Source organism: Neptunomonas sp. CHC150 (assembly GCF_030397555.1).
Lineage (GTDB): Bacteria > Pseudomonadota > Gammaproteobacteria > Pseudomonadales > Balneatricaceae > Neptunomonas > Neptunomonas phycophila.
The window spans coordinates 247,152-267,857 of record NZ_JAPNXU010000010.1 but is presented as its reverse complement, the minus strand read 5'-3'; the positions used below and the strand labels follow the sequence as shown (position 1 = coordinate 267,857).

The following is a 20,706-nucleotide window of genomic DNA, read 5'->3' as shown; positions in this document are numbered from 1 at the left end:
ATTGTTCGTCCGTCTTTTGTATAAAAATTGGAATAGCGACCATGTCTGAAGATCTAAAAAAAGCGGCGCTGGATTACCATGAATTCCCTCGTCCAGGTAAAATTAGTGTTGAGCTGTCAACTCCAGCTGCCACTGCGCGTGATCTTTCTCTTGCCTACAGCCCGGGTGTTGCCGAGCCAGTGCGTGAAATAGCTAAAGATCCTGATAATGCTTATCGCTACACAGCGAAAGGCAACCTGGTAGCCGTGATCTCAAACGGTTCTGCGATTCTGGGGTTAGGTGATCTAGGGCCTTTGGCTTCTAAGCCTGTAATGGAAGGTAAATCACTTCTGTTTAAAAAGTTTGCCGGTATTGATTCAATTGATATCGAAGTGGACGCTGAAAGCCCACAGGCTTTCATTGATACGGTTGCACGTATTGCTGAAACATTTGGTGGCATTAACTTGGAAGATATCAAGGCGCCTGAATGCTTCGAAATTGAGCGTGCTCTGATTGAGCGTTGTAATATCCCTGTTTTCCATGATGACCAGCACGGTACAGCAATTGTTACCGCGGCAGGTATGATTAATGCGCTAGAAGTAGCTGGCAAAAAGCTTGAAGAGGCGACTATTGTTACGCTAGGTGCTGGTGCAGCGGCAGTTGCTTGTATGAAGCTGTTGCTGAACATGGGTGCTAAAGTTGAAAATATTTTCATGTTAGACCGTAAGGGTGTTATTCACTCTGGACGTGAAGATCTTTCAACTGAGAAAGCTATCTTTGCAACGGAAACTGATAAGCGTACTTTGGATGATGCCATTGAGGGTGCCGACGTATTCGTTGGTTTGTCTGGGCCGAACTTGTTGTCTGCCGATCAGCTGAAAAAAATGGCGGCTTCTCCGGTCGTGTTTGCTTGTGCAAACCCTGATCCAGAAATTCATCCAGATCTTGCTCACTCAACGCGAGATGATGTCATTATGGCAACCGGCCGTTCTGACTTCCCTAATCAGGTAAATAACGTACTTGGCTTCCCATTCATCTTCCGTGGTGCATTGGATGTGCGTGCTTCAGCGATTAATGAAGAAATGAAAGCTGCAGCTGTTCGTGCATTGGCTGATTTGGCTAAAGAGCCTGTGCCGCAAGCCGTCTTGGACGCTTACGGACTAGAGTCTTTGTCTTTTGGTCCGCAATACATTATTCCTAAGCCAACTGATGAGCGTTTGTTTGGTGCGTTGTCTATGGCTGTTGCGCAAGCGGCAATCGACACGGGTGTGGCTCGTTTGCCATTACCAGCTCATTATCCGCTCACAACGGTGGATGCGTTACTAAAATAAACCGTATGTTTTTTTAGTAGCAGACAGTAAAAAGCCCGGCTAGCCGGGCTTTTTGTTGTTTTGCGTTTAGAAAATGTCTTCGGTAGATTTCCCACCGCTGTAGCCTGCACTAGCACCATATCCCGGTGTTTTGTCAGAGCTAAAGTATTCATAAATAGTATTGCCCGAACCCGCCGATGCTCTCATGCCTGTGGCGGCGTCGATGCGCAGTTGTATGATGCCACCAGGCTTGAGCACGGGGGCTTCAGGGGTGTCTTTAAGGGCATCACGCATGAAGTTGATCCATAGCGGTAATGCAGCCGTGCCACCGTATTCACGTTTACCTAGCGTGCTAGGTTGGTCGTAGCCCACCCAAGCTGTCGCCACTAATTCGCGGTTGTAACCTGTAAACCAAGCATCTTTTTGGTCGTTGGTGGTGCCTGTTTTTCCTGCTAGGTCGTTTCGCTTCAGTACACGGGCTGCGGTTGCTGTGCCGCGCCTAATAACATCCTGCAAAATAGTATAAAGCAGGTAGTTAGCACGGCTGTCCATAATTCGTGGTGCTTTAGTGGTTTGCTCGTCGGAACAGTCTGAACAAACAGTCGGGTAATTCGCTTCAAAGACAGTGTTACCGTAACCATCCTCTATTTTTTTAATAAAGTTAGGCGTGACTTTGTAGCCTCCGTTAGCAAAAGCGGCGTAGCCCGTAATTAGCTCTAATGGTGTGACATCTGCGCTGCCTAGCGACAGAGAAAGGTTATGTGGGAGCTTAGTGGTATCAAACCCGAATCGGCCTAGGTATTCGATCGCTGTTCCTATGCCAAGTGCGCGAAGTAGTCGAATAGATACTAAATTGCGGGAACGGTAGAGGCCAACACGCAAGCGTGTGGGCCCAGCAAAGCTGCGTCCTGAGTTTTCGGGTCTCCAAGAATTGTCCATGTTAGTGCTATCTAGGACGATAGGAGCATCATTGATGACGGATGCAGGTGTGTAGCCATTTTCGAGCGCAGCAGCATAAATAAAGGGTTTAAAGTTAGATCCTGGCTGGCGATAAGCTTGCGTGGCTCGGTTGAAGTTGTTGTAAGCAAAACTAAAACCCCCTACAAGGGCTTCAATGGCACCTGTTTGCGGTTTCATGGCTACCATGGCGCCTTGTACCTTGGGCACTTGGCTTAGCTCCCAGTGGTCTTCTACGTATAAAACACGGATAACGTCGCCGAGTGCGACAACGTCTTCAGGCTTTTTGGGGTCATAGCCGTAGGCATTCACACTTTTGAATGGCTTGGCCCACTTTAGGCCATCCCATTCAATGGTGATCTCTTCGCCATCTTTCTTGATGGCTTTGGTTGTTTTGTCTTCGATGGCAACCACAATGGCCGGCTCAAGATCCGTGTACATCAATTCATCTTTTAAAAGCTGGGTGATTTCAGCGTTTGAAAGGTCAGTAATGTTGTGGTTCTTTTCTGGGCCTCGATAACCGTGGCGTTTAACGTAGCTCAATAAGCCGTCACGAACGGCTCGGTTAGCAAAAATCTGCTTCTGGCTGTCAATGGTAGTATGAACGGTGAACCCATCTGTGTATAAGTCTTCACCATACTGCTCGTATAGCTCACCCCTGACCATTTCTGCTATGTAGGGTGCATATAATTCTATTTCTGTCGTGTGGTACTTAGCGGTCACAGGAGAGTTAGCGGCTTCTTGGTATTCGCTTTCAGAAATGAAGGCTAGCTCTTTCATGCGCCCTAAAATCCAGTTGCGTCTTTCTAAAGCTCGACTAGGGTTAGTAATCGGGTTGTAGGCAGATGGAGCTTTAGGTAAGCCAGCAATCATGGCTAATTGTGCTAAATTTAGTTCATCAATGTTTTTACCGTAATAAACATTGGCCGCTGATTGGATACCATAGGAGCGGTGGCCTAAATAGATTTTATTAACATAAAGTTCGAAAATTTCCGGTTTGCTAAGGGAACGTTCAATTTTCAACGCTAATAATATCTCATTAAATTTCCGCTCGAATGTTCGATCGCGAGAAAGAAAGAAGTTTTTGGCTACTTGCATAGTGATGGTTGATCCACCACTTTGTATGCGGCCGGTAGAAACAAGCTGGACAGCAGCGCGCGTTAGCCCCTTTATATCGATGCCACTGTGCTCGAAGAATCGGCTATCTTCTGCTGCCTGTAGTGCTTGAACAAAACGCTCAGGGATTTGTTCGTAAGTAACGGGGATACGCTTCTTTTCGCCGAATTCGGCGATGAGTTTGCCATCACTTGAAAGTACTTTTAGTGGTGTTTGGAATTTTGTATCGCGCAGAGTCTCGACATCTGGCAATTGCGGTACAAAATGTTGGTATAGCGCAAAAGCAGCAATACCTCCGATAATGGATCCAAGTACAATGAAAATGATGGTAATACGGCAAAACCATGTTAGAACGCGCATAAAGACCTTGGTCGTTGAAAGTTAGAGGGGCATTATATCGACGCTAATATAGCCTCTCCACATGAATTAGAGTTTAATTTTGTGCAAATTATAGCTAAAGTCTGCATACAGAGCGTAAATCTATATGATTAAAGGAAAAATCTGTGGTCAGTTTGTTTCGCAAAAAGACAGCTAGCTGGGTTGGAGTCGATATTGGGTCCTCGTCTGTTAAGCTGGTTGCGCTTTCGCGTCATGGCAGCTCAATAGGGTTGGATGCCTACGCAATCGTTGCTTTACCACCCTCGGCGGTGGTCGATGGAAATGTGCAAGAAATTAATGCCGTATCGGAAGCTATCGAAAGAGGCGTTAAGATCTGTGGGATTCGCCAAGCCAATACGATTTGCGCGGTTCCTTCTTCATCGGTCATCATCAAAAAAATTGAGTTGAGTAATGTTTTCACTGAAATAGAGCTCGAAGAGCAAGTGAAAGTAGAAGCTGATCAATTCATACCGTACCCGCTTGATGAGGTCGCGTTGGATTTCGAAATAGTGGGCCCTACCGCTAATAATCCGGACTTAAATGAGATCCTGCTGGTGGCGTGTCGTCGTGACGATGTCGATCAGCGCGAGGATGCCATTAATGCCGCTGGTTTAAAGTGCGAAATCGTAGATGTTGATACCTACGCCATGGAGCGTGTGTTTCCCATATTGATTAACGAAAATCTCAAAGCGGACGATATGGTAGCTATAGTGGATGTAGGTGCTGCCACGTTGACTTTGAATGTCGTGCGAAACGGTCAAATTATTTACAACCGTGAGCAGTCATTTGGTGGTAATGACTTAACGACCAGTATTCATCATCAATATGGAATGGCTATTGACGAGGTCGAACAAGCGCTACGTTTGGGTGAAGTGAGCGATGAAGTCAAAGAAATAATGGTTTACCCATTTCGATTTACGATTGCTCAGCAAGTTTCGCGTGCACTTCAGTTCTTTTATTCATCGGGTGTCCAGTCCCAGCTAGAGCGGATCTACCTGTGTGGCGGAGCTGCATCAATTGATGGTATTGGTGACGTGCTAACAGAGGAACTATCAATGCCAGTGACCTTGGCTAAGCCGTTTGATGACATGAATATTGGTGCGAAAGTTAATCGCGAACGTTTAATAAAAGATACACCTGCATTGGTTAAAGCGTGTGGTTTGGCATTACGATCTTTTGATCAATAGGGGCGTAAATTATGGCAAAGATTAACCTTCGCCCCTGGCGTGAAGAGCGTTCAGCGGCAAGACAAAAGCAGTTTATTACCAATGTATTGGCCGCTTGTTTGGTTGGCGCGGCCGTCGTTTTTGTAGCCGGTACGTATTACGACATACAAATGGACCGTCAGGGACAGCGTAATACTTACCTTCAAGGAAAAATAACTGACTTAGATGCTAAATTAAAAGAAATCGAAGAGCTGAAAGCTCAACGAGAGCGTTTACTTGCACGACTTAACGCCATTCAAGAGTTGCAAGGTAACCGCCCTATCATTGTTCGTAATTTTGATGAATTAGTGCGGGTTTTGCCTGATTCTATTAATTACACTGCAGTAGAACGAAAAGAGTCCGGTTTTAAAGAAACTGGCCTTAAGGGTGATACGTTGCGCATTGAGGGTATAGTTGCTCAGAACAAGGATGTATCAGAGCTTATGCGAAACATGGATAACTCAATTTGGTTTGGAGAGCCCGACCTCGCCAAGGTTGGTGATATAAATAGTCAGGCGGGTGTGCGCTCGTTTGATCTGCGTGTTCTGTTGGCAAAACCTAAAGCTGAGGAGACGCAATAATGCAGGCATTTAAAGCGGCTTTTCAGGGTTTTGATCCCAACAACCTAGATGTTAATACGGCGGGTAATTGGCCTATAGGCATAAAGGTAATTGTCTATTTACTGTTTTTTATTCTGGTATTGTTTGCAGGTAATCATTTCTATATCAGTGATAAAGCTGGTCAGTTGGATCGTGAAGTGGCCAAAGAAACAGATCTTCGACAAGAGTTTCAGCGAAAATCGTTTCAAGTTGCTAACTTGGCTGCGCTTCGTAAACAAATGGCCGATGTAGAGGAAGAGTTTTCTGAACTCTTGCGACAGTTGCCAACTGAAAAAGAAGTACCAGGCCTTCTGGAAGATATTTCAGATATTGGTCGCGCGGCTGGTTTAGACATTAAATTAATTGAATTAGCGCCCGAGAAAAAAGAGCAGTTTTATATTGAGCTTCCAATTAACATTGTAGTGCGTGGTACTTATCATCAGATGGGGCAGTTTGTTAGTGGTATTGCCGCTATCCGTCGTATCGTAACCTTGCATGACTTTATTATTACACCGGTGCCTGAAGGTGGACTAGAAATGAAAATTTTAGCGAAGACATACCGATATGATGATACTGAAAAGTAAACCATTAGTGGTGGCTGTACTTTGCAGCATAGTGGCCTCTGGGTGCGTCTGGGTTGAAGATACGCAGGACTTAGCATCGTTTGTTTCTGATGTGCAGTCCAAACCACGTGGTACTATTGAACCATTGCCCACATTTGAGCCTTACCATAGCTTTGTATATCAAGGCGCTAGTTTGCGAGATCCTTTTGTTCCTTTGGTCAAAATTGAGTCCGCATTAGATATCGAATACGACGATAGCGATGGGGTAGAGCCAGATCAAAATCGGCCACGAAGCTATTTGGAACAATTTTCTATTGATGACTTACACATGGTAGGGACAATAGGAAAAACAGACCAAAAGAGTGTTTGGTCATTAATCTTAGATGATAATGGCGAAATACATCGTGTATCTGTCGGGGATTATATCGGACTAGACTTTGGTAAGGTCGTCGCTGTAAATGAGCAGCGTGTAGATGTTATTGAAATTATTTCGAATGGACGCGGTGGGTGGATGCAACGCCCGCGCACTTTAGAGTTGGTTGAGCAGGAATAACCGAAGGAAAGTTGAATGAAGCATTACACCGTTGTACGAATGTCCCGAGCCAAGGGCGAAGTTTTGAAAGGTGCATTAGCTGCACTGATTGGCTGTTTCAGCTTATTCCTGTCATTAACTGCTCAGGCGCAAAGTGTGCTGTTAAAAGACACGTCTTTTGTTTCTTTACCAGGAGGAAACTTAGAGGTTCGTCTAGAGTTTGACCAGCCACCTCCGGTTCCAAAAGCTTACACTACAGATAGCCCTGCACGTGTCATTTTTGATATGTGGGGTGTTGAAAACGATCTGGGTACCAAGTCTATTGATATCCGAACGGCTGATGTGGACGCGATGAGCTTTGCACAAGGCGGAGACCGTTTGCGTTTAGTTACGTCATTAAATCAAATGACGGATTATCGGACTTACGCTGAAGGAAATAGTTTATTTATTGTTTTTGGTGAGAAGTCAGGAGCCTCTGTAGCACCTCAGCGCCAGCTAGCTGCCCCGCGAAATGTTAAGCAGTCTTATGACGATAAAACGCGTGTTAGTGGTATCGACTTTCAGCGTGTAGACGGTGGTATTGGTCGTGTTGTAGTAACTATGACGGATGATCAAGCGGGCTTAAATATTGAAGAGGAAGGTAATAACGTAGTTGTTAGTTTGAGCGGAGCCTCTTTATCCAATTCGTTACAGCAACGGATAGATGTTCAGGATTTTGCTACGCCAGTTACTTTTGTGGATGCAATGGCTTCTGGTCGTAATACTAAAATTTTGATCAAGCCAGGCGCTGAACCGTATGACTATATGGCATACCAAACGGGTAGCAAGCTAATCGTCGACTTTAAGCCGCTAACGCGCGCTGAAAAAGAAGAAATTAAAAAGAACGAATTCCCTTACAGCGGCGAAAAAATCGATCTTAACTTCCAGAATGTAAGTGTTCGTTCTGTTTTGCAAATTTTAGCAGAAGTGGCGCAGCTTAACTTGGTGGTCGATGATGCGGTTGATGGCGAAATCACTCTGTTGCTCAAGCATGTTCCATGGGATCAGGCGTTAGATATTGTTCTTAAAACACGTGGTCTTGATAAGCGCCAAATTGGTAATGTGTTATTAGTTGCGCCGGCTGAGCAAATTGCCGAGCGCGAACGTATCGAATTAGAGAGTCTTAAGCAGGTTGAGGAATTATCTCCGTTAGTAACTGACTTTATCCAAGTCGACTTTCGCAAAGCGTCAGAGATGCGTCAGCGTATCTACGATGCCAAGTTAGTAACAGAGCGCGGTTTTATCGTTGCTGATGATCAAACTAACCGACTCATGGTGCGCGAAACGTCAGCTCAGCTAGAAGAGATTCGTCGTACGTTACGCCAGTTCGATACTGAAGTTTCACAGATTATGATTGAGGCACGCTTGGTGACAGCTCGGGCAGATTATAGCCGTGAACTAGGTATTCGTTGGGGCTTTGGTTTACAGGATGGGAATTTTGTCGCTGGAGGCTCTGGTGATTCATCTGCTTACTACGTAGAAGATTTCCCAGTATCAGGGGCTGATTTGCCGCTTAACGTAGACCTTGGCGCTTCAGGAACAACGTCATCACTAGTATTGGGTTATGCGACTAATAGTTTTGCACTGGCAACTGAATTATCAGCTATGCAGAGCGAAGGTAAAATCGAGATCGTATCTCAACCCAAGGTAATTACGACTAACGGTAAAGCGGCCTACATTAAATCAGGTAAAGAAGTGCCTTACCAAACGGTTGAGGATGGTGAGGTTAGCATCGAATTTAAAGACGTTGTTTTAAGTCTAGATGTTACGCCGCAAATAAACCCAGGTGACAGAATTGCTTTAGAATTGAAGATTACTAAAGACTCTATCGGTGAAACGCTGGATAATGGTGAAATCGGGATCGACACAAACGAGCTCGAAACATCTGTTGTGGTAAAAGATGGTGAAACCATTGTTTTAGGTGGTGTGTATCAAGATAACCGCTCAGATTATGTTTATAAAACACCACTGTTAGGTGATATTCCTGTGCTGGGTAATCTGTTTAAGAAAACAGTGGCAGAGAACAACAAAGAAGAATTGTTGATCTTTATTACACCTAAGTTGATCAGAGAGTCCCTAGGCAGTACGCGTTAATCATTGGGTAATATTTAGTTGAACATTTTTTTAGTAGGCCCTATGGGATCGGGGAAAAGCACCATAGGGCGACTGCTCTCACAGGAACTTAACTTAGCGTTTATTGATGTTGATCGTGTCATTGAAGATCGTGCGGGAGCTAATATTCCTTGGATCTTCGATGTAGAGGGTGAAAGTGGCTTTCGTGACAGAGAAGAAAATGTCATGGATGAGCTCACACAACGTAATAATATAGTCTTAGCTACAGGCGGCGGTGCCGTCTTACGCGCATCAAACCGTGAGTTTCTAAAAAAGCGTGGCGCGGTGGTTTACCTTAAGACATCAGTTGATCATCAGCTTGAGCGAACGGCTAAGGATAAAAATAGACCTTTGCTGCAAGCTGAGAATCCCCGAGCGGTCCTAGAACGCTTGTTGGCTTTGCGCGAACCGCTGTATTTGGAAACATGCGATATCATTATTAAAACTGATCGCCGACATCCTAAAGGCGTTGTTTCCGATATTATCAAACAGGTTATGCTGTTAAATCAGTCCGAATCCTCTGCTTCTTTGTTATCTGAGTTACCGTCAGGGTAACTGGAGTTATCATGCAATCATTGTCCGTAAACCTTGGCGAACGCTCATATCCAATCATTATTGGAGAGGAGATCTTCAACGCTGAGTTAATTAAGCCGTACATTCATGCTAAGCAAGTGATGATAGTGACAAACGACACTATCGCGCCATTGTATTTAGATGCATTGAAGGCTTGCCTGAGTGATTATCAAGTCGATGTGGTTATTCTTCCTGACGGCGAAGCTTACAAAGATTTGACGCATTTAAACCTTATTTATGATGGGCTACTTGCCGCTCGCCATAACCGCTCAACGACGTTAATTGCGCTAGGTGGCGGTGTAGTAGGTGACATGACCGGCTATGCGGCAGCGAGCTATCAGCGTGGGGTTAATTTTATTCAAGTGCCTACCACGTTATTGTCTCAAGTTGATTCATCTGTTGGCGGTAAAACCGGTGTGAATCATGCGCTTGGCAAAAATATGATCGGGGCCTTTTATCAACCACAATCAGTGTTAATTGATATAAGTGTTTTCGATACATTGCCTGCCCGGGAGCTTTCTGCCGGTTTGGCGGAAGTGATCAAATACGGCTTGATTTATGATCAGGATTTTTTGAACTGGCTAGAGGCTCATCTTGATCAATTGATGGCTAAACAGTCAGATGTGCTGATTGAAGCCATTAAACGTTCATGCGAAATTAAAGCGCAAGTGGTTGCTCAAGACGAACGTGAAGGTGGTATTCGGGCGATCTTGAATTTGGGGCATACTTTCGGTCACGCTATCGAGACTCATCAGGGTTATGGGGTTTGGTTGCATGGGGAGGCAGTAGCCGCGGGAACTATAATGGCTATGCGTATGTCTGAGCGGTTGGGCTGGATATCCGAACAAGACGTAGCTCGGGCGATTAATATGTTTGAGCGAGCTTCTTTGCCGGTCACTCCACCGGATAACATGAGCCGAGATGACTTTATGTCGTTAATGGCCGTAGATAAGAAGAATCTAGACAGTCGGATTCGATTAGTGCTACTAAAAAATATAGGCGAAGCTGTTGTGACATCGGAGTATGATCCAGCAGTGCTTAACGAATTACTCGATGAGTTGTGTCTTTAATATTCTTTGCCTAGGCATAGGGAACAGATGAGCCAAGAATTTTACTATGAGCCTCCCAGTCGGCTGCAGCTAGTTGATAAAATGGCGCATTTATTGCGCTATTCTGACTTTTTGTTGGTGGTTACTGGGGCCTCAGGAAGCGGTAAAACACGCTTAGCTCATCAGCTTATGCACGTTACGAGCGACTCTTCTACACAGCAAGCAATTGTTAGTCTGTCTGCAGATACTGGCACAAAACCACTTCTGATTTCTTTAAAAAAAGCGCTGCAACTAGAGGCTAATACACAAGCAGAAGCATTAGCTGCTATGCATGAGCAGTGTAAAGCGCTGGATGAAGTGGGCCAGCATTTGATGATAGTTATCGATAATGCTGAGTGGCTCAATGATGAAGCAATAGAATTATTAGCAGGCTTGCTCATGTCCGGCACAGGCGGTCCTCGCTTGGTGCTGGCAGGTGAAGAGTCATTAGTTAAGCGCTTGGTCTCGTTGGGTATTCCTGAGCTATTAGAGGGGCGTGTTCATGTTGAGACCTTATCTGCATTTACCGAAGAAGAAGGGCATGAATTTCTTAGGCTTCTCGACCCGCTGCGGCCTGAATTAACACCAAAGGCTTATAAAAAAGTCTATCAATTAAGTGATGGTTATCCCGGAGGTTTGGTCGAGAGTGTTGACTTGTTGCAGGGGCCTGAAACATCATCTCCAGCCTCACGTTTGCCTTTGCCTGTTCCTCATATAGCTGCCATTGCTGTCGTCATATTGGTATTAGTTGGAATTTCTTTGTGGCAACTGTTTCCAAGTGATGTTTCCTCCGAACCTGAGATTGTGGATGGACGGGTCTCTATGCCGGTAACGCTACCGCTTGATAGCGTTGATCAGTCAGAGGTATTACCCGCACCTATTGAAATGGCGGATGAGCGAAGTGAGTTATCCAAACGACTAGCGGCTCAAGAAGCAGAATTACGTGCAAACCAACGTGTTATTGAAGCGCCTCCTTCGGTAGTAGAAGCTCCTGCTAAGTCAGATATAGTTGAGGAATCCACTTTATCCTCAGTGCCAGAAGTTGTGACATCGCCTGTTGTTAAAGATAACGAACAGGTGAGTCAATCAGTACCGGCTGAGGCAAGTGTTGATCAACAAGTTGTTGATAATGCAAGAATACTTGACGAGGCCTTAGCAAGCCAGGAACCTGTTCCAGCTCCAGCTCCAGCTCCAAAAGTTGTTCAGAAAAATGATGTGGAACCGGCTAAGGTTGCCGCTAGTGGGCCTGCCACTAAGTGGTTAAAAGAGGATCAGCTACTCGCATGGCCTGCAAAAGGGTATACTTTGCAGTTATTAGGTGCGAGATCGGAACAGAGTGTTGCGCAGTTTATGGCGGGTTTAAATAATCGCGATAAACTGTATTATTTTAGAACGGTCTATAAAGGTGCTCCTTGGCATGTAGTCGTATATGGTCAATATTCTGATCGTACCGCCGCCAACCGAGCAGTCAGTACCTTACCAGAAGAGCTGAAACGTCTTAAACCTTGGGCTAGAAGTATTAGGGGTGTTCAGCTGGACATAAAGAAAAAATAGCTTTTTCTTTCGCTTTTTTAGTAAATTCTTTTAAAAAAGCGCCATAAATCGCGCTTTTCCAATCTTTAGGGGCAAGGCAAATTGCTTAAAATTTGTCCCGAACGGTATCTCTGTGTAAAATACCCGTCCCTTTTTGCCTGCAATAATAAGAATCAGTCGAAAAGGCTTTTTGTTAAGTCTTTGTTTTACAAGAACTTTTAAGTGAGAATGACTTATGAGCACAGGTCTGTATCGCCCCGGTGAGTTTAAGGATAACTGTGGCTTCGGTCTGATGGCGCACCTCAAAGGTGAAGCCAGTCATGATCTGTTGTTAAAGGCAATTGAAGCATTAGCGTGTATGACCCACCGTGGCGGTATCGCTGCCGATGGGAAGACAGGTGACGGCTGCGGTTTGCTTATGCAAAAGCCCGATAGCTTCCTTCGAATGGTTACCAAAGATGAGCTTGGTATCACATTAGGAGAGCAGTATGCGGTGGGCATGGTTTTCATGTCGCGTGAACCCAAACTTGCTGAAAAAGCACGTGAAACGCTGAATCAGGAATTGAAGGCTCAAGGCCTTAAAGTCGCTGGTTGGCGTGTTGTGCCTACAGATGAATCATGTCTTGGGCCGATCGCAAAAGACACGCTCCCTCATATGGAACAGGTGTTTGTAGAGCCTGACCAAAATAGCGAGCGTGCTTTTGGTATTAGTTTATTTGTTGCCCGTCGTAAAACCGAGAACGCCCTGACTTCAGATGCCGATTTTTATATCTGCAGCTTGTCTGAGAGCGTAATTTCATACAAAGGTTTGATGATGCCGGTTGATTTGCCAGCTTTTTATAAAGATTTGGCAGATGAGCGTTTGAAAACAGCGGTGTGTACATACCATCAGCGCTTCTCAACAAACACAGCACCTCGCTGGCCATTGGCGCAGCCATTCCGTTTCTTGGCCCATAATGGTGAAATTAATACAATCGAAGGTAACCGTAGCTGGGCGCGTGCTCGTTCACGTAAGTTTGCTACAGATTTGCTACCTGAATTAAATGAACTCCAGCCTATTGTTAATACAACTGGTTCAGACTCTTCCAGCATGGATAATATGTTGGAGTTTTTGATGGCGGGCGGTGTTGATATCTACCGTGCTGTTCGTATGGTGGTTCCGCCAGCTTGGCAGAACGTTGATACTATGGATTCTGATTTACGTGCATTTTATGAGTATAACTCTATGCATATGGAGCCATGGGACGGTCCAGCGGGTATGGTAATGACTGATGGTCGTTTTGCTGTGTGTATGCTTGACCGAAACGGCTTGCGTCCGTCGCGTTGGGTAATGACTAAGCAGGATTATATCTGCACGGCATCTGAGATCGGCGTGTTTTCTTACAAGCCGGAAGACATTGTGGCACAAGGACGCGTGGGTCCTGGTCAAATCTTGGCGATTGACACTCAGACTGGTGAAATTTTACATACAGCCGATGTCGATAACCGTCTCAAAGCGGCTAAGCCTTATAAAAAATGGCTTAAAGAGAACGCATTACGCTTAGAGCAGACATTGGATAACCATGAGGAAGCAAGATCCTTCACGGACATGTCGGCTGACGAGTTAAAAGCGTACATGAAAATGTACCAAGTGACGTTTGAAGAACGTGAGCAAATCTTACGTCCTTTAGGCGAGTCCGGTATGGAAGCTGTTGGTTCCATGGGTGATGATAAGCCAATGGCTGTGCTTTCTAGCCGCATTCGCTCACCGTATGATTACTTTCGTCAGCAGTTTGCACAGGTGACTAACCCGCCAATCGATCCATTGCGAGAAGCCATCGTGATGTCGCTTGAAACCTGCTTAGGTCGCGAACAAAATATGTTCGAAGAGACGGCCGAGCATGCGCGTCGGGTTATTCTGACAAGTCCTGTTTTATCCGCCTCTAAGTTTAAACGTTTGCGTGATAATACAGAGAAGGGCTTTGAAGTCGCTCAAATAAGCCTGCATTACGACCCAGAAACAACAAGCTTGAAGCAGGCGATTACGCTAATCGTTGATCAGGCTGAAGAGGCCGTTCGTGCAGGAAAATCCCTCATTATTTTGTCTGACTCGGATATTGAGCAAGGCAAGCTTCCTGTTCATGCTTCGATGGCGACAGGTGCTGTGCACTATCGTCTAGTAGAAACCGGCCTGCGTTGTGATGCCAACATCATTGTTGAAACCGGCACCGCTCGAGATCCTCACCACTTTGCTGTTTTGTTTGGCTTTGGTGCAACGGCAGTATTCCCGTACATGGCATATCGCGTCTTGACTGATTTGTGTAAAGACGGTGAGATTCCATTGTCGCCGCTTGAGAGCCATGAAAATTATCGCAAAGGCATCAAGAAAGGCTTGATGAAAATCCTGTCTAAGATGGGGATTTCAACTATAGCCTCTTACCGTGGCGCGCAATTGTTTGAAGCCATTGGTTTGAGTTCTGAAGTAGTTGATCTTTGCTTTAATGGTGTAACTAGCCGGATTGAAGGGGCTCGCTTCGAAGATTTTCAATTTGAACAGTCGTTGCTGGCTAAGGAAGCGTGGACTGCACGTAAGCCTATTCAGCAAGGTGGCTTGCTCAAATATACACATGATGGTGAGTACCATGCGTACAATCCTGATGTGGTGCGTACCATTCACGAGGCTGTGCAAACAGGAGATCCGGCTAAATATCGTATCTATGCTGATCTTGTTAACAAGCGCCCAGTTGCTACGCTCCGTGATTTACTGTCGCTTAAAAAAGGCGTTAAACCTATTCCTCTGGATGAGGTTGAGCCGGTTGAAAATATCTTAAAACGATTCGACTCTGCCGCAATGTCGTTGGGTGCTTTGTCGCCTGAGGCTCACGAGGCGCTAGCAATGGCGATGAATGAGCTAGGTGGCCGGTCTAATTCTGGCGAAGGCGGTGAAGACCCTGTTCGCCACGGCACTAATAAGCGATCTAAAATTAAACAGGTTGCTTCTGGTCGCTTCGGTGTTACACCGGGTTACTTGAGTAGTGCTGATGTTATGCAGATTAAAGTAGCTCAAGGCGCTAAACCAGGTGAAGGCGGACAGTTACCTGGCGGTAAGGTAAATGAGTTGATTGCCCGTTTGCGTTATTCCGTTCCGGGTGTGACGCTAATATCGCCTCCACCACACCATGATATTTATTCGATTGAAGATTTGGCTCAGCTGATCTTCGATTTGAAACAAGTGAACCCTGAAGCATTGGTATCTGTAAAATTAGTATCACGTCCAGGTGTCGGCACAATTGCGTGTGGTGTTGCTAAGGCGTATGCCGATTTAATTACTATCTCTGGCTACGATGGTGGTACAGCGGCTTCTCCATTAACGTCTATTCACTATGCGGGCTCTCCGTGGGAATTAGGCTTGGCAGATGCACACCAATCACTACGTGCTAACCATTTGCGTGGCAATATCCGTTTGCAAACTGACGGTGGTCTTAAAACCGGTTTGGATGTTGTGAAAGGAGCTATGCTTGGGGCAGAAAGCTTTGGTTTTGGTACTATGCCAATGGTTGCGCTGGGATGTAAATATTTACGTATTTGCCACCTAAATAACTGTGCAACCGGTGTGGCTTCTCAAAATGAAGAGCTTCGTCGTGATCATTTCCGTGGTACTGTCGAAATGGCAAAGAACTTCTTCCGCTTTGTAGCTGAAGAAGCACGAGAGTGGATGGCTGCCATGGGTGTGCGAACCATGGATGAATTAGTTGGCCGCGTTGATTTGTTAGAGTTAGCGGAAGGCTTTACTTCTAAACAAAAGAATTTGGACTTGTCGCCGATCATCAGTGATGCGGGTGTACCGGCTGAATATCCTCAGATTTGTCAAAAGCCGCGTAATGAGCCATATGACCAAGGCTCGTTAAACACTGAAATGTTAGCGATGTCGCTAGAGAGCATCGAAAACAAAACAGGCGGTGAATGGGAATTGACCATTACCAATTGTGACCGCTCCGTAGGTGCCCGTACGTCGGGAGCTATCGCTAAGCGTTATGGCGATTTGGGGATGGAGTCATCACCGATTACTTTCCGTTTTAAAGGTCATGCTGGACAGTCGTTTGGTGTGTGGAATGCGGGTGGTCAGTCACTGTATCTAGAGGGTGATGCCAACGATTACGTAGGTAAAGGCATGGCTGGCGGTAAAGTCGTTATCCGTCCATTCCGCGAAGTAACAATCAAGTCGAATGAGACTTCTATCATTGGTAATACCTGCTTATACGGTGCTACCGGTGGTAAATTGTATGCAGCGGGTACGGCAGGTGAGCGTTTCGCTGTGCGTAACTCTGGCTGTCATGCCGTTATTGAAGGGGCCGGGGATCACTGTTGTGAGTACATGACCGGCGGTCTTGTCACGGTTTTAGGCCCGACAGGCTATAACTTCGGTGCGGGTATGACCGGTGGCTTTGCTTATGTATTAGATCTTGAAAAGAACTTCGTGGATAAATATAACCACGAGTTAGTCGAGATACATCGTATTCATATTGAGCATATGGAGGTTTATAAGAACCACTTACGCTCAGTCATCATCAAGTTTGTTAAAGAAACGGGTAGCGCGTGGGGTCAAGAGATCCTTGATAACTACGAAGACTACTTGGGTCGTTTCTGGTTAGTGAAACCTAAAGCTGCCAGCATTAACGATCTAATGAATAGCGTACGTAAGCGCCCAGAATAATACGGTGATATCGAAGGCCTGTTGGTATGGTATGCGCTTTGCTTACTTCCTGCAGGCCTCAAGTTCACAGTTAAGTTTCGAGTAGTAATGTGGTCGGCTGCCGTTTGTGCGCTAACCACTAACCAGTTTTAATTTGCACCTTTGAAGGGTGCCTCAAACGAGGTGACAATATGACTGAACGTCTCAATAACGATTTTCAGTTCCTCGATGTGGGTCGTGAAGGCCCCAAGAAGATCAAAGCATCTGTTCGTAAAAAACAGTACGCCGAGATTTATGAGCCTTATAAAGGCGAAGAGGCTGCAGAGCAGTCCCATCGTTGTTTAGAGTGCGGTAACCCGTATTGCTCATGGAAATGTCCGGTTCATAACCATATTCCTAACTGGCTCAAGTTGGTATCAGAAGGGAATATCATTAAAGCCGCTGAATTAAGCCATCAAACCAACTCGTTGCCTGAAGTCTGTGGTCGTGTATGTCCGCAAGATCGATTATGTGAAGGCGCGTGTACGCTGAATGAAGGCTTTGGTGCTGTGACCATCGGCTCTGTTGAAAAATACATCACTGATACCGCCTTTGCGATGGGGTGGCGTCCTGATATGTCGCATGTTGTCAAAACAGACAAGAAAGTGGCCATCATTGGTGCTGGCCCTGCGGGATTAGCCGCGGCTGATATTTTGGTGCGTAACGGTGTGACGCCCGTTGTCTTTGATCGTAACCCAGAAGTGGGTGGCTTGCTGACGTTCGGGATACCTGAGTTTAAGCTCGAAAAAGATGTTATGTCTCGTCGTCGCGAAATTTTTACCGATATGGGTGTTGAGTTCCGCCTTAACACCGAAGTTGGTAAAGATGTTCAAATGCAGGACTTAATCGACCAATATGATGCTGTCTTCTTAGGCATGGGTACATATACCTATATGAAAGGTGGATTCCCAGGCGAAGAGCTTGAAGGTGTTTATGATGCACTGCCTTTCTTAATTTCTAATGTTAATCGTTGCCTTGGTTTTGAAAAAGATGAAGCGGATTACATAGGGATGAAAGGAAAGCGGGTGGTCGTATTAGGTGGCGGTGATACAGCAATGGACTGTAACCGTACCTCAATCCGTCAGGGTGCTAAAAGCGTTGTTTGTGCTTATCGTCGTGATGAAGCCAATATGCCAGGTTCTAAGCGTGAAGTGGAAAATGCACGTGAAGAGGGCGTTAAGTTCCAGTTTAACCGTCAACCTGTTGAGGTTGTTGGTGAAAACGGAAAAGTGGTTGGTATCAAAGTGGTTAGCACGCAAATGGGTGAGCCAGATGAAAACGGCCGTCAGCGTGCTGAAGTGGTGCCGGGTTCTGAAGAAGTGTTGCCTGCTGACGCTGTGCTTGTCGCTTTTGGTTTCCGTCCAAGCCCTGCTCCATGGTTTGCTGATTTTGGTATAGATTTGCACCAAGATGGGCGGGTGATCGCGCCGGAGAGTCCAGAACTTGGTCGTCATGCGTTCCAAACAACGAACGATAAAGTGTTTGCCGGTGGAGACATGGTTCGTGGTTCTGATTTGGTGGTGACGGCTATTGCTGAAGGCCGCAAAGCAGCTGAAGGTATCTTGGACTTTTTAGAAGTTTAAGACACGACATGTAGTAAATGGTCATCTGTTTACGGACCTAAAAAAGCCGCTAATTTTATTAGCGGCTTTTTTGTTTCTGACACCTTAGTGTTTTTAGGTGTACCTAAAGAGATCTACATAGGCTCGATCTCTTTAGGTTGGGTGCTTCGACTTGGCTTAAAGCGCGTCTTTGAAGCGTTTGTGCTGAGCTTTAACTTCATCGCTAGGCTCGCCAGTTGCTAGGCTTACGGCAACAATCGCGATTGTTGCGAACACAATGCCTGGTACGATTTCGTACAAGTCGAACAAACCGCCACTGAGTTGTTTCCAGACAACTACAGTTAGGCCACCCACAATGACACCTGCCAAGGCGCCTTTGCGGTTCATAGCGCTCCAGTAGAGGCTTAGAACTAGCGTAGGACCAAATGCAGCACCAAAGCCTGCCCATGCGTAAGACACTAGGCCAAGTACTGAGCTATCAGGGTTAAGTGCCAGTAAAAGAGCAATAATGGATAAACCAATAACCGCTACACGACCCACTAAGACAACTTGCTTTTGGGTAGCATCTTTATTGAACACTTGCTTATAAAAGTCTTCGGCTAATGCAGAAGAAGATACAAGCAGTTGTGAGTCAGCAGTACTCATAATGGCAGCCAAGATCGCAGCTAATAGAATACCGGCCACAACGGGGTGGAACATTGCGTTCACTAAAACCATGAAGATTTTTTCGCCGTCACCTAGAGTGCCAGCAAGGTTAGTGTCCACGTAAATCATACCGGTGAAGCCAACTAATATAGCACCGGCCATTGCAATGGCTGACCAAGTTACAGCGATACGACGAGCTGTAGGTACATCAGCATTGCTTCGAATAGCCGCAAAACGAGCTAAAATGTGCGGTTGGCCAAAGTAGCCTAAGCCCCAAGCTGCTAGCGATACAATGGCAATCCATGTGAGAGGCTCACCTGAGGCGTCATTCCAAATAGTGAGAAGTTCTGGGTTCTTGGCTTCTACAGCAGCGAAGAGAGCGTCAAATCCGCCTTCAGACTGCATAGCAATTACAGGAACAGCAACCAATGCCGCAGCCATTAATAGACCTTGCACAAGGTCAGTCCAAGATACCGCTAAGAAACCACCGAATAAAGTGTAAGAGACTACACATAGCGTGCCGATGACAAGTGCTAGGGTGTAATCCAAACCGAATACGGTTTCAAATAATTTGCCGCCTGCTACTAGACCCGAGCTGGTATAAAACAAGAAGAACAGCAAAATGAAAAAAGCGGAAATTACTTGCAACAAATTAGATTTGTCTTGGAAGCGTTTAGCGAAAAATTCTGGAAGAGTGATCGCATCTTCAGCAACAAAGCTATAAGTGCGTAGGCGCTTGGCAACCAGTAACCAGTTGAGCCACGTACCTAACAGTAAACCTCCTCCTAGCCACAAAGATTCTAAGCCTGATGAAAAGGCGTAACCGGGTAACCCCAATAGCAACCAGCCGCTCATGTCAGAAGCGCCGGCCGATAATGCCGCTGGCCACGGTCCTAAGGTACGACCACCTAAGAAGTAGTCGGAAGAATTGGCTGTGCGCCTGTATGCGTACACACCAATGGCGAGCATTAAACCCAGATAGACGATAAAAGTGCCTATAATTGCACCGCTATTCTCAATCATTGAGATGACCCCTTTTATAAGTATAGTTTCCAGTAAGCACAGGGTTTACTGGCCGATAGATGAAAAAAACGCCAGACATTGCGCTGGCGTTATTCTTTTTTTAATGATCGTTGCTGCCACCCAATTCCAGCAACGAGGCGTTCCCACCCACGGCCGTAGTGTTTACGGTGAGAGTGGTTTCTGTCGTAAACCGCCAAGGGTAATCTTGGCTAGTTTGTAGCACGCTGTTATCCCAGTCGGTTTCTGAGATTAACTGCGCCAATGCTCCTCCGCGCTTTGATAAAAGGCGGTTGAGTACTGTTTCGTTTTCGGCACTTCCGACAAAGGCGTATGCCGCAAAATTAATATCGTTCGCTAGCGTTTCTAGAGAGGAGTCGCTGATATGTACGAGCCCTTTTGGCAAGGCTTCAGCCAAAGAGGAAGCTAGTGCTTTTGCCGCAGGTGAGCACGCTTGTAAGACGACAGCGTTGCCAGTCGCCAATGCTGTAAAGGCGTGAGCTGCAAATGCATTACTGGCTGCTGGTGTGGATGCTGTGTCGTCGCAACATACAGCCACAACGCCGCGTCCGCCCCATAGCAGTGTATTTGCTTCACCCGTTGGTCCTGGTAAAACCAGCTCTTCTTCCATATGGTTAGCTATTTTTTCAAGTAGCCACGCCGCTAATGAATAATGTTGCGCGATCGGGGTTAAAAGAGCCACTCGAGCAGCCGCGCTTTTATTATTCCATAGCTCTTGTGCTGACAAGGCTGATTGGGTCTGAGTGTTTAATTCAGTCATGTT

General features: G+C 45.9%; 14 protein-coding genes. 11 read left to right on the top strand and 3 right to left on the bottom strand.

The features are described 5' to 3' along the window. Window positions 1-41: 41 nt before the first annotated feature. On the top strand, window positions 42-1,310 hold the full coding sequence (locus OW491_RS12985) for a malic enzyme-like NAD(P)-binding protein (RefSeq protein WP_178967878.1): 1,269 nt from the start codon (window positions 42-44) through the stop codon (window positions 1,308-1,310). A gap of 66 nt (window positions 1,311-1,376) precedes the next feature. Here OW491_RS12985 and OW491_RS12980 read toward each other — a convergent pair whose 3' ends face one another. Continuing rightward, entirely contained in the window at window positions 1,377-3,722 is a 2,346-nt protein-coding gene (locus tag OW491_RS12980) for a penicillin-binding protein 1A (RefSeq protein WP_215150721.1), read from the bottom strand. A 143-nt stretch (window positions 3,723-3,865) separates the two neighbouring features. Between OW491_RS12980 and pilM the strand changes: the two genes are divergently transcribed. The 10 genes from pilM (at window position 3,866) to OW491_RS12930 (ending at window position 18,278) form a co-directional block, all read left to right on the top strand. After that, window positions 3,866-4,927: a type IV pilus assembly protein PilM gene (pilM, locus tag OW491_RS12975; protein WP_075179181.1), complete on the top strand. Its 1,062-nt coding sequence runs from the start codon at window positions 3,866-3,868 to the stop codon at window positions 4,925-4,927. Between the two features lie 11 nt (window positions 4,928-4,938). After that, a complete protein-coding gene (locus OW491_RS12970; RefSeq protein ID WP_075171080.1) occupies window positions 4,939-5,526 on the top strand; it encodes a PilN domain-containing protein in 588 nt (195 codons plus the stop codon). Beyond that, window positions 5,526-6,128, top strand: a complete 603-nt coding sequence (gene pilO, locus OW491_RS12965) for a type 4a pilus biogenesis protein PilO (protein ID WP_075171081.1) — start codon at window positions 5,526-5,528, stop codon at window positions 6,126-6,128. Before OW491_RS12970 ends, pilO begins: the two co-directional genes overlap by 1 nt. Beyond that, on the top strand, window positions 6,109-6,660 hold the full coding sequence (locus tag OW491_RS12960) for a pilus assembly protein PilP (RefSeq protein WP_246283307.1): 552 nt from the start codon (window positions 6,109-6,111) through the stop codon (window positions 6,658-6,660). The genes pilO and OW491_RS12960 overlap by 20 nt, the downstream gene beginning before the upstream one ends. Window positions 6,661-6,675: 15 nt before the next feature. Then, on the top strand, window positions 6,676-8,772 hold the full coding sequence (gene pilQ, locus OW491_RS12955; protein WP_075171082.1) for a type IV pilus secretin PilQ: 2,097 nt from the start codon (window positions 6,676-6,678) through the stop codon (window positions 8,770-8,772). An 18-nt stretch (window positions 8,773-8,790) separates the two neighbouring features. Beyond that, the gene (aroK, locus tag OW491_RS12950) at window positions 8,791-9,345 is read left to right on the top strand and encodes a shikimate kinase AroK (protein WP_281363044.1); all 555 of its coding nucleotides are present in this window, start codon (window positions 8,791-8,793) and stop codon (window positions 9,343-9,345) included. An 11-nt stretch (window positions 9,346-9,356) separates the two neighbouring features. Further along, window positions 9,357-10,433 (top strand): 3-dehydroquinate synthase, encoded by a 1,077-nt coding sequence (gene aroB, locus OW491_RS12945; protein ID WP_290036372.1) that lies wholly within the window; start codon window positions 9,357-9,359, stop codon window positions 10,431-10,433. Window positions 10,434-10,460: 27 nt separating this feature from the next. After that, window positions 10,461-12,005 (top strand): AAA family ATPase, encoded by a 1,545-nt coding sequence (locus tag OW491_RS12940; RefSeq protein WP_290036371.1) that lies wholly within the window; start codon window positions 10,461-10,463, stop codon window positions 12,003-12,005. 214 nt (window positions 12,006-12,219) lie between these two features. Continuing rightward, complete coding sequence (gltB, locus tag OW491_RS12935; RefSeq protein WP_075171085.1) at window positions 12,220-16,677, top strand: glutamate synthase large subunit; 4,458 nt, start codon at window positions 12,220-12,222, stop codon at window positions 16,675-16,677. 170 nt (window positions 16,678-16,847) lie between these two features. Continuing rightward, on the top strand, window positions 16,848-18,278 hold the full coding sequence (locus OW491_RS12930; RefSeq protein WP_075171086.1) for an FAD-dependent oxidoreductase: 1,431 nt from the start codon (window positions 16,848-16,850) through the stop codon (window positions 18,276-18,278). A 156-nt stretch (window positions 18,279-18,434) separates the two neighbouring features. On the opposite strand, the gene putP is transcribed toward OW491_RS12930, so the two are convergent. Both putP and OW491_RS12920 read right to left on the bottom strand, forming a co-directional pair. Continuing rightward, window positions 18,435-19,925: a sodium/proline symporter PutP gene (gene putP, locus OW491_RS12925; RefSeq protein WP_075179177.1), complete on the bottom strand. Its 1,491-nt coding sequence runs from the start codon at window positions 19,923-19,925 to the stop codon at window positions 18,435-18,437. A 100-nt stretch (window positions 19,926-20,025) separates the two neighbouring features. Beyond that, the gene (locus tag OW491_RS12920; protein ID WP_075171088.1) at window positions 20,026-20,703 is read right to left on the bottom strand and encodes a hypothetical protein; all 678 of its coding nucleotides are present in this window, start codon (window positions 20,701-20,703) and stop codon (window positions 20,026-20,028) included. Between the last annotated feature and the right edge of the window lie 3 nt (window positions 20,704-20,706).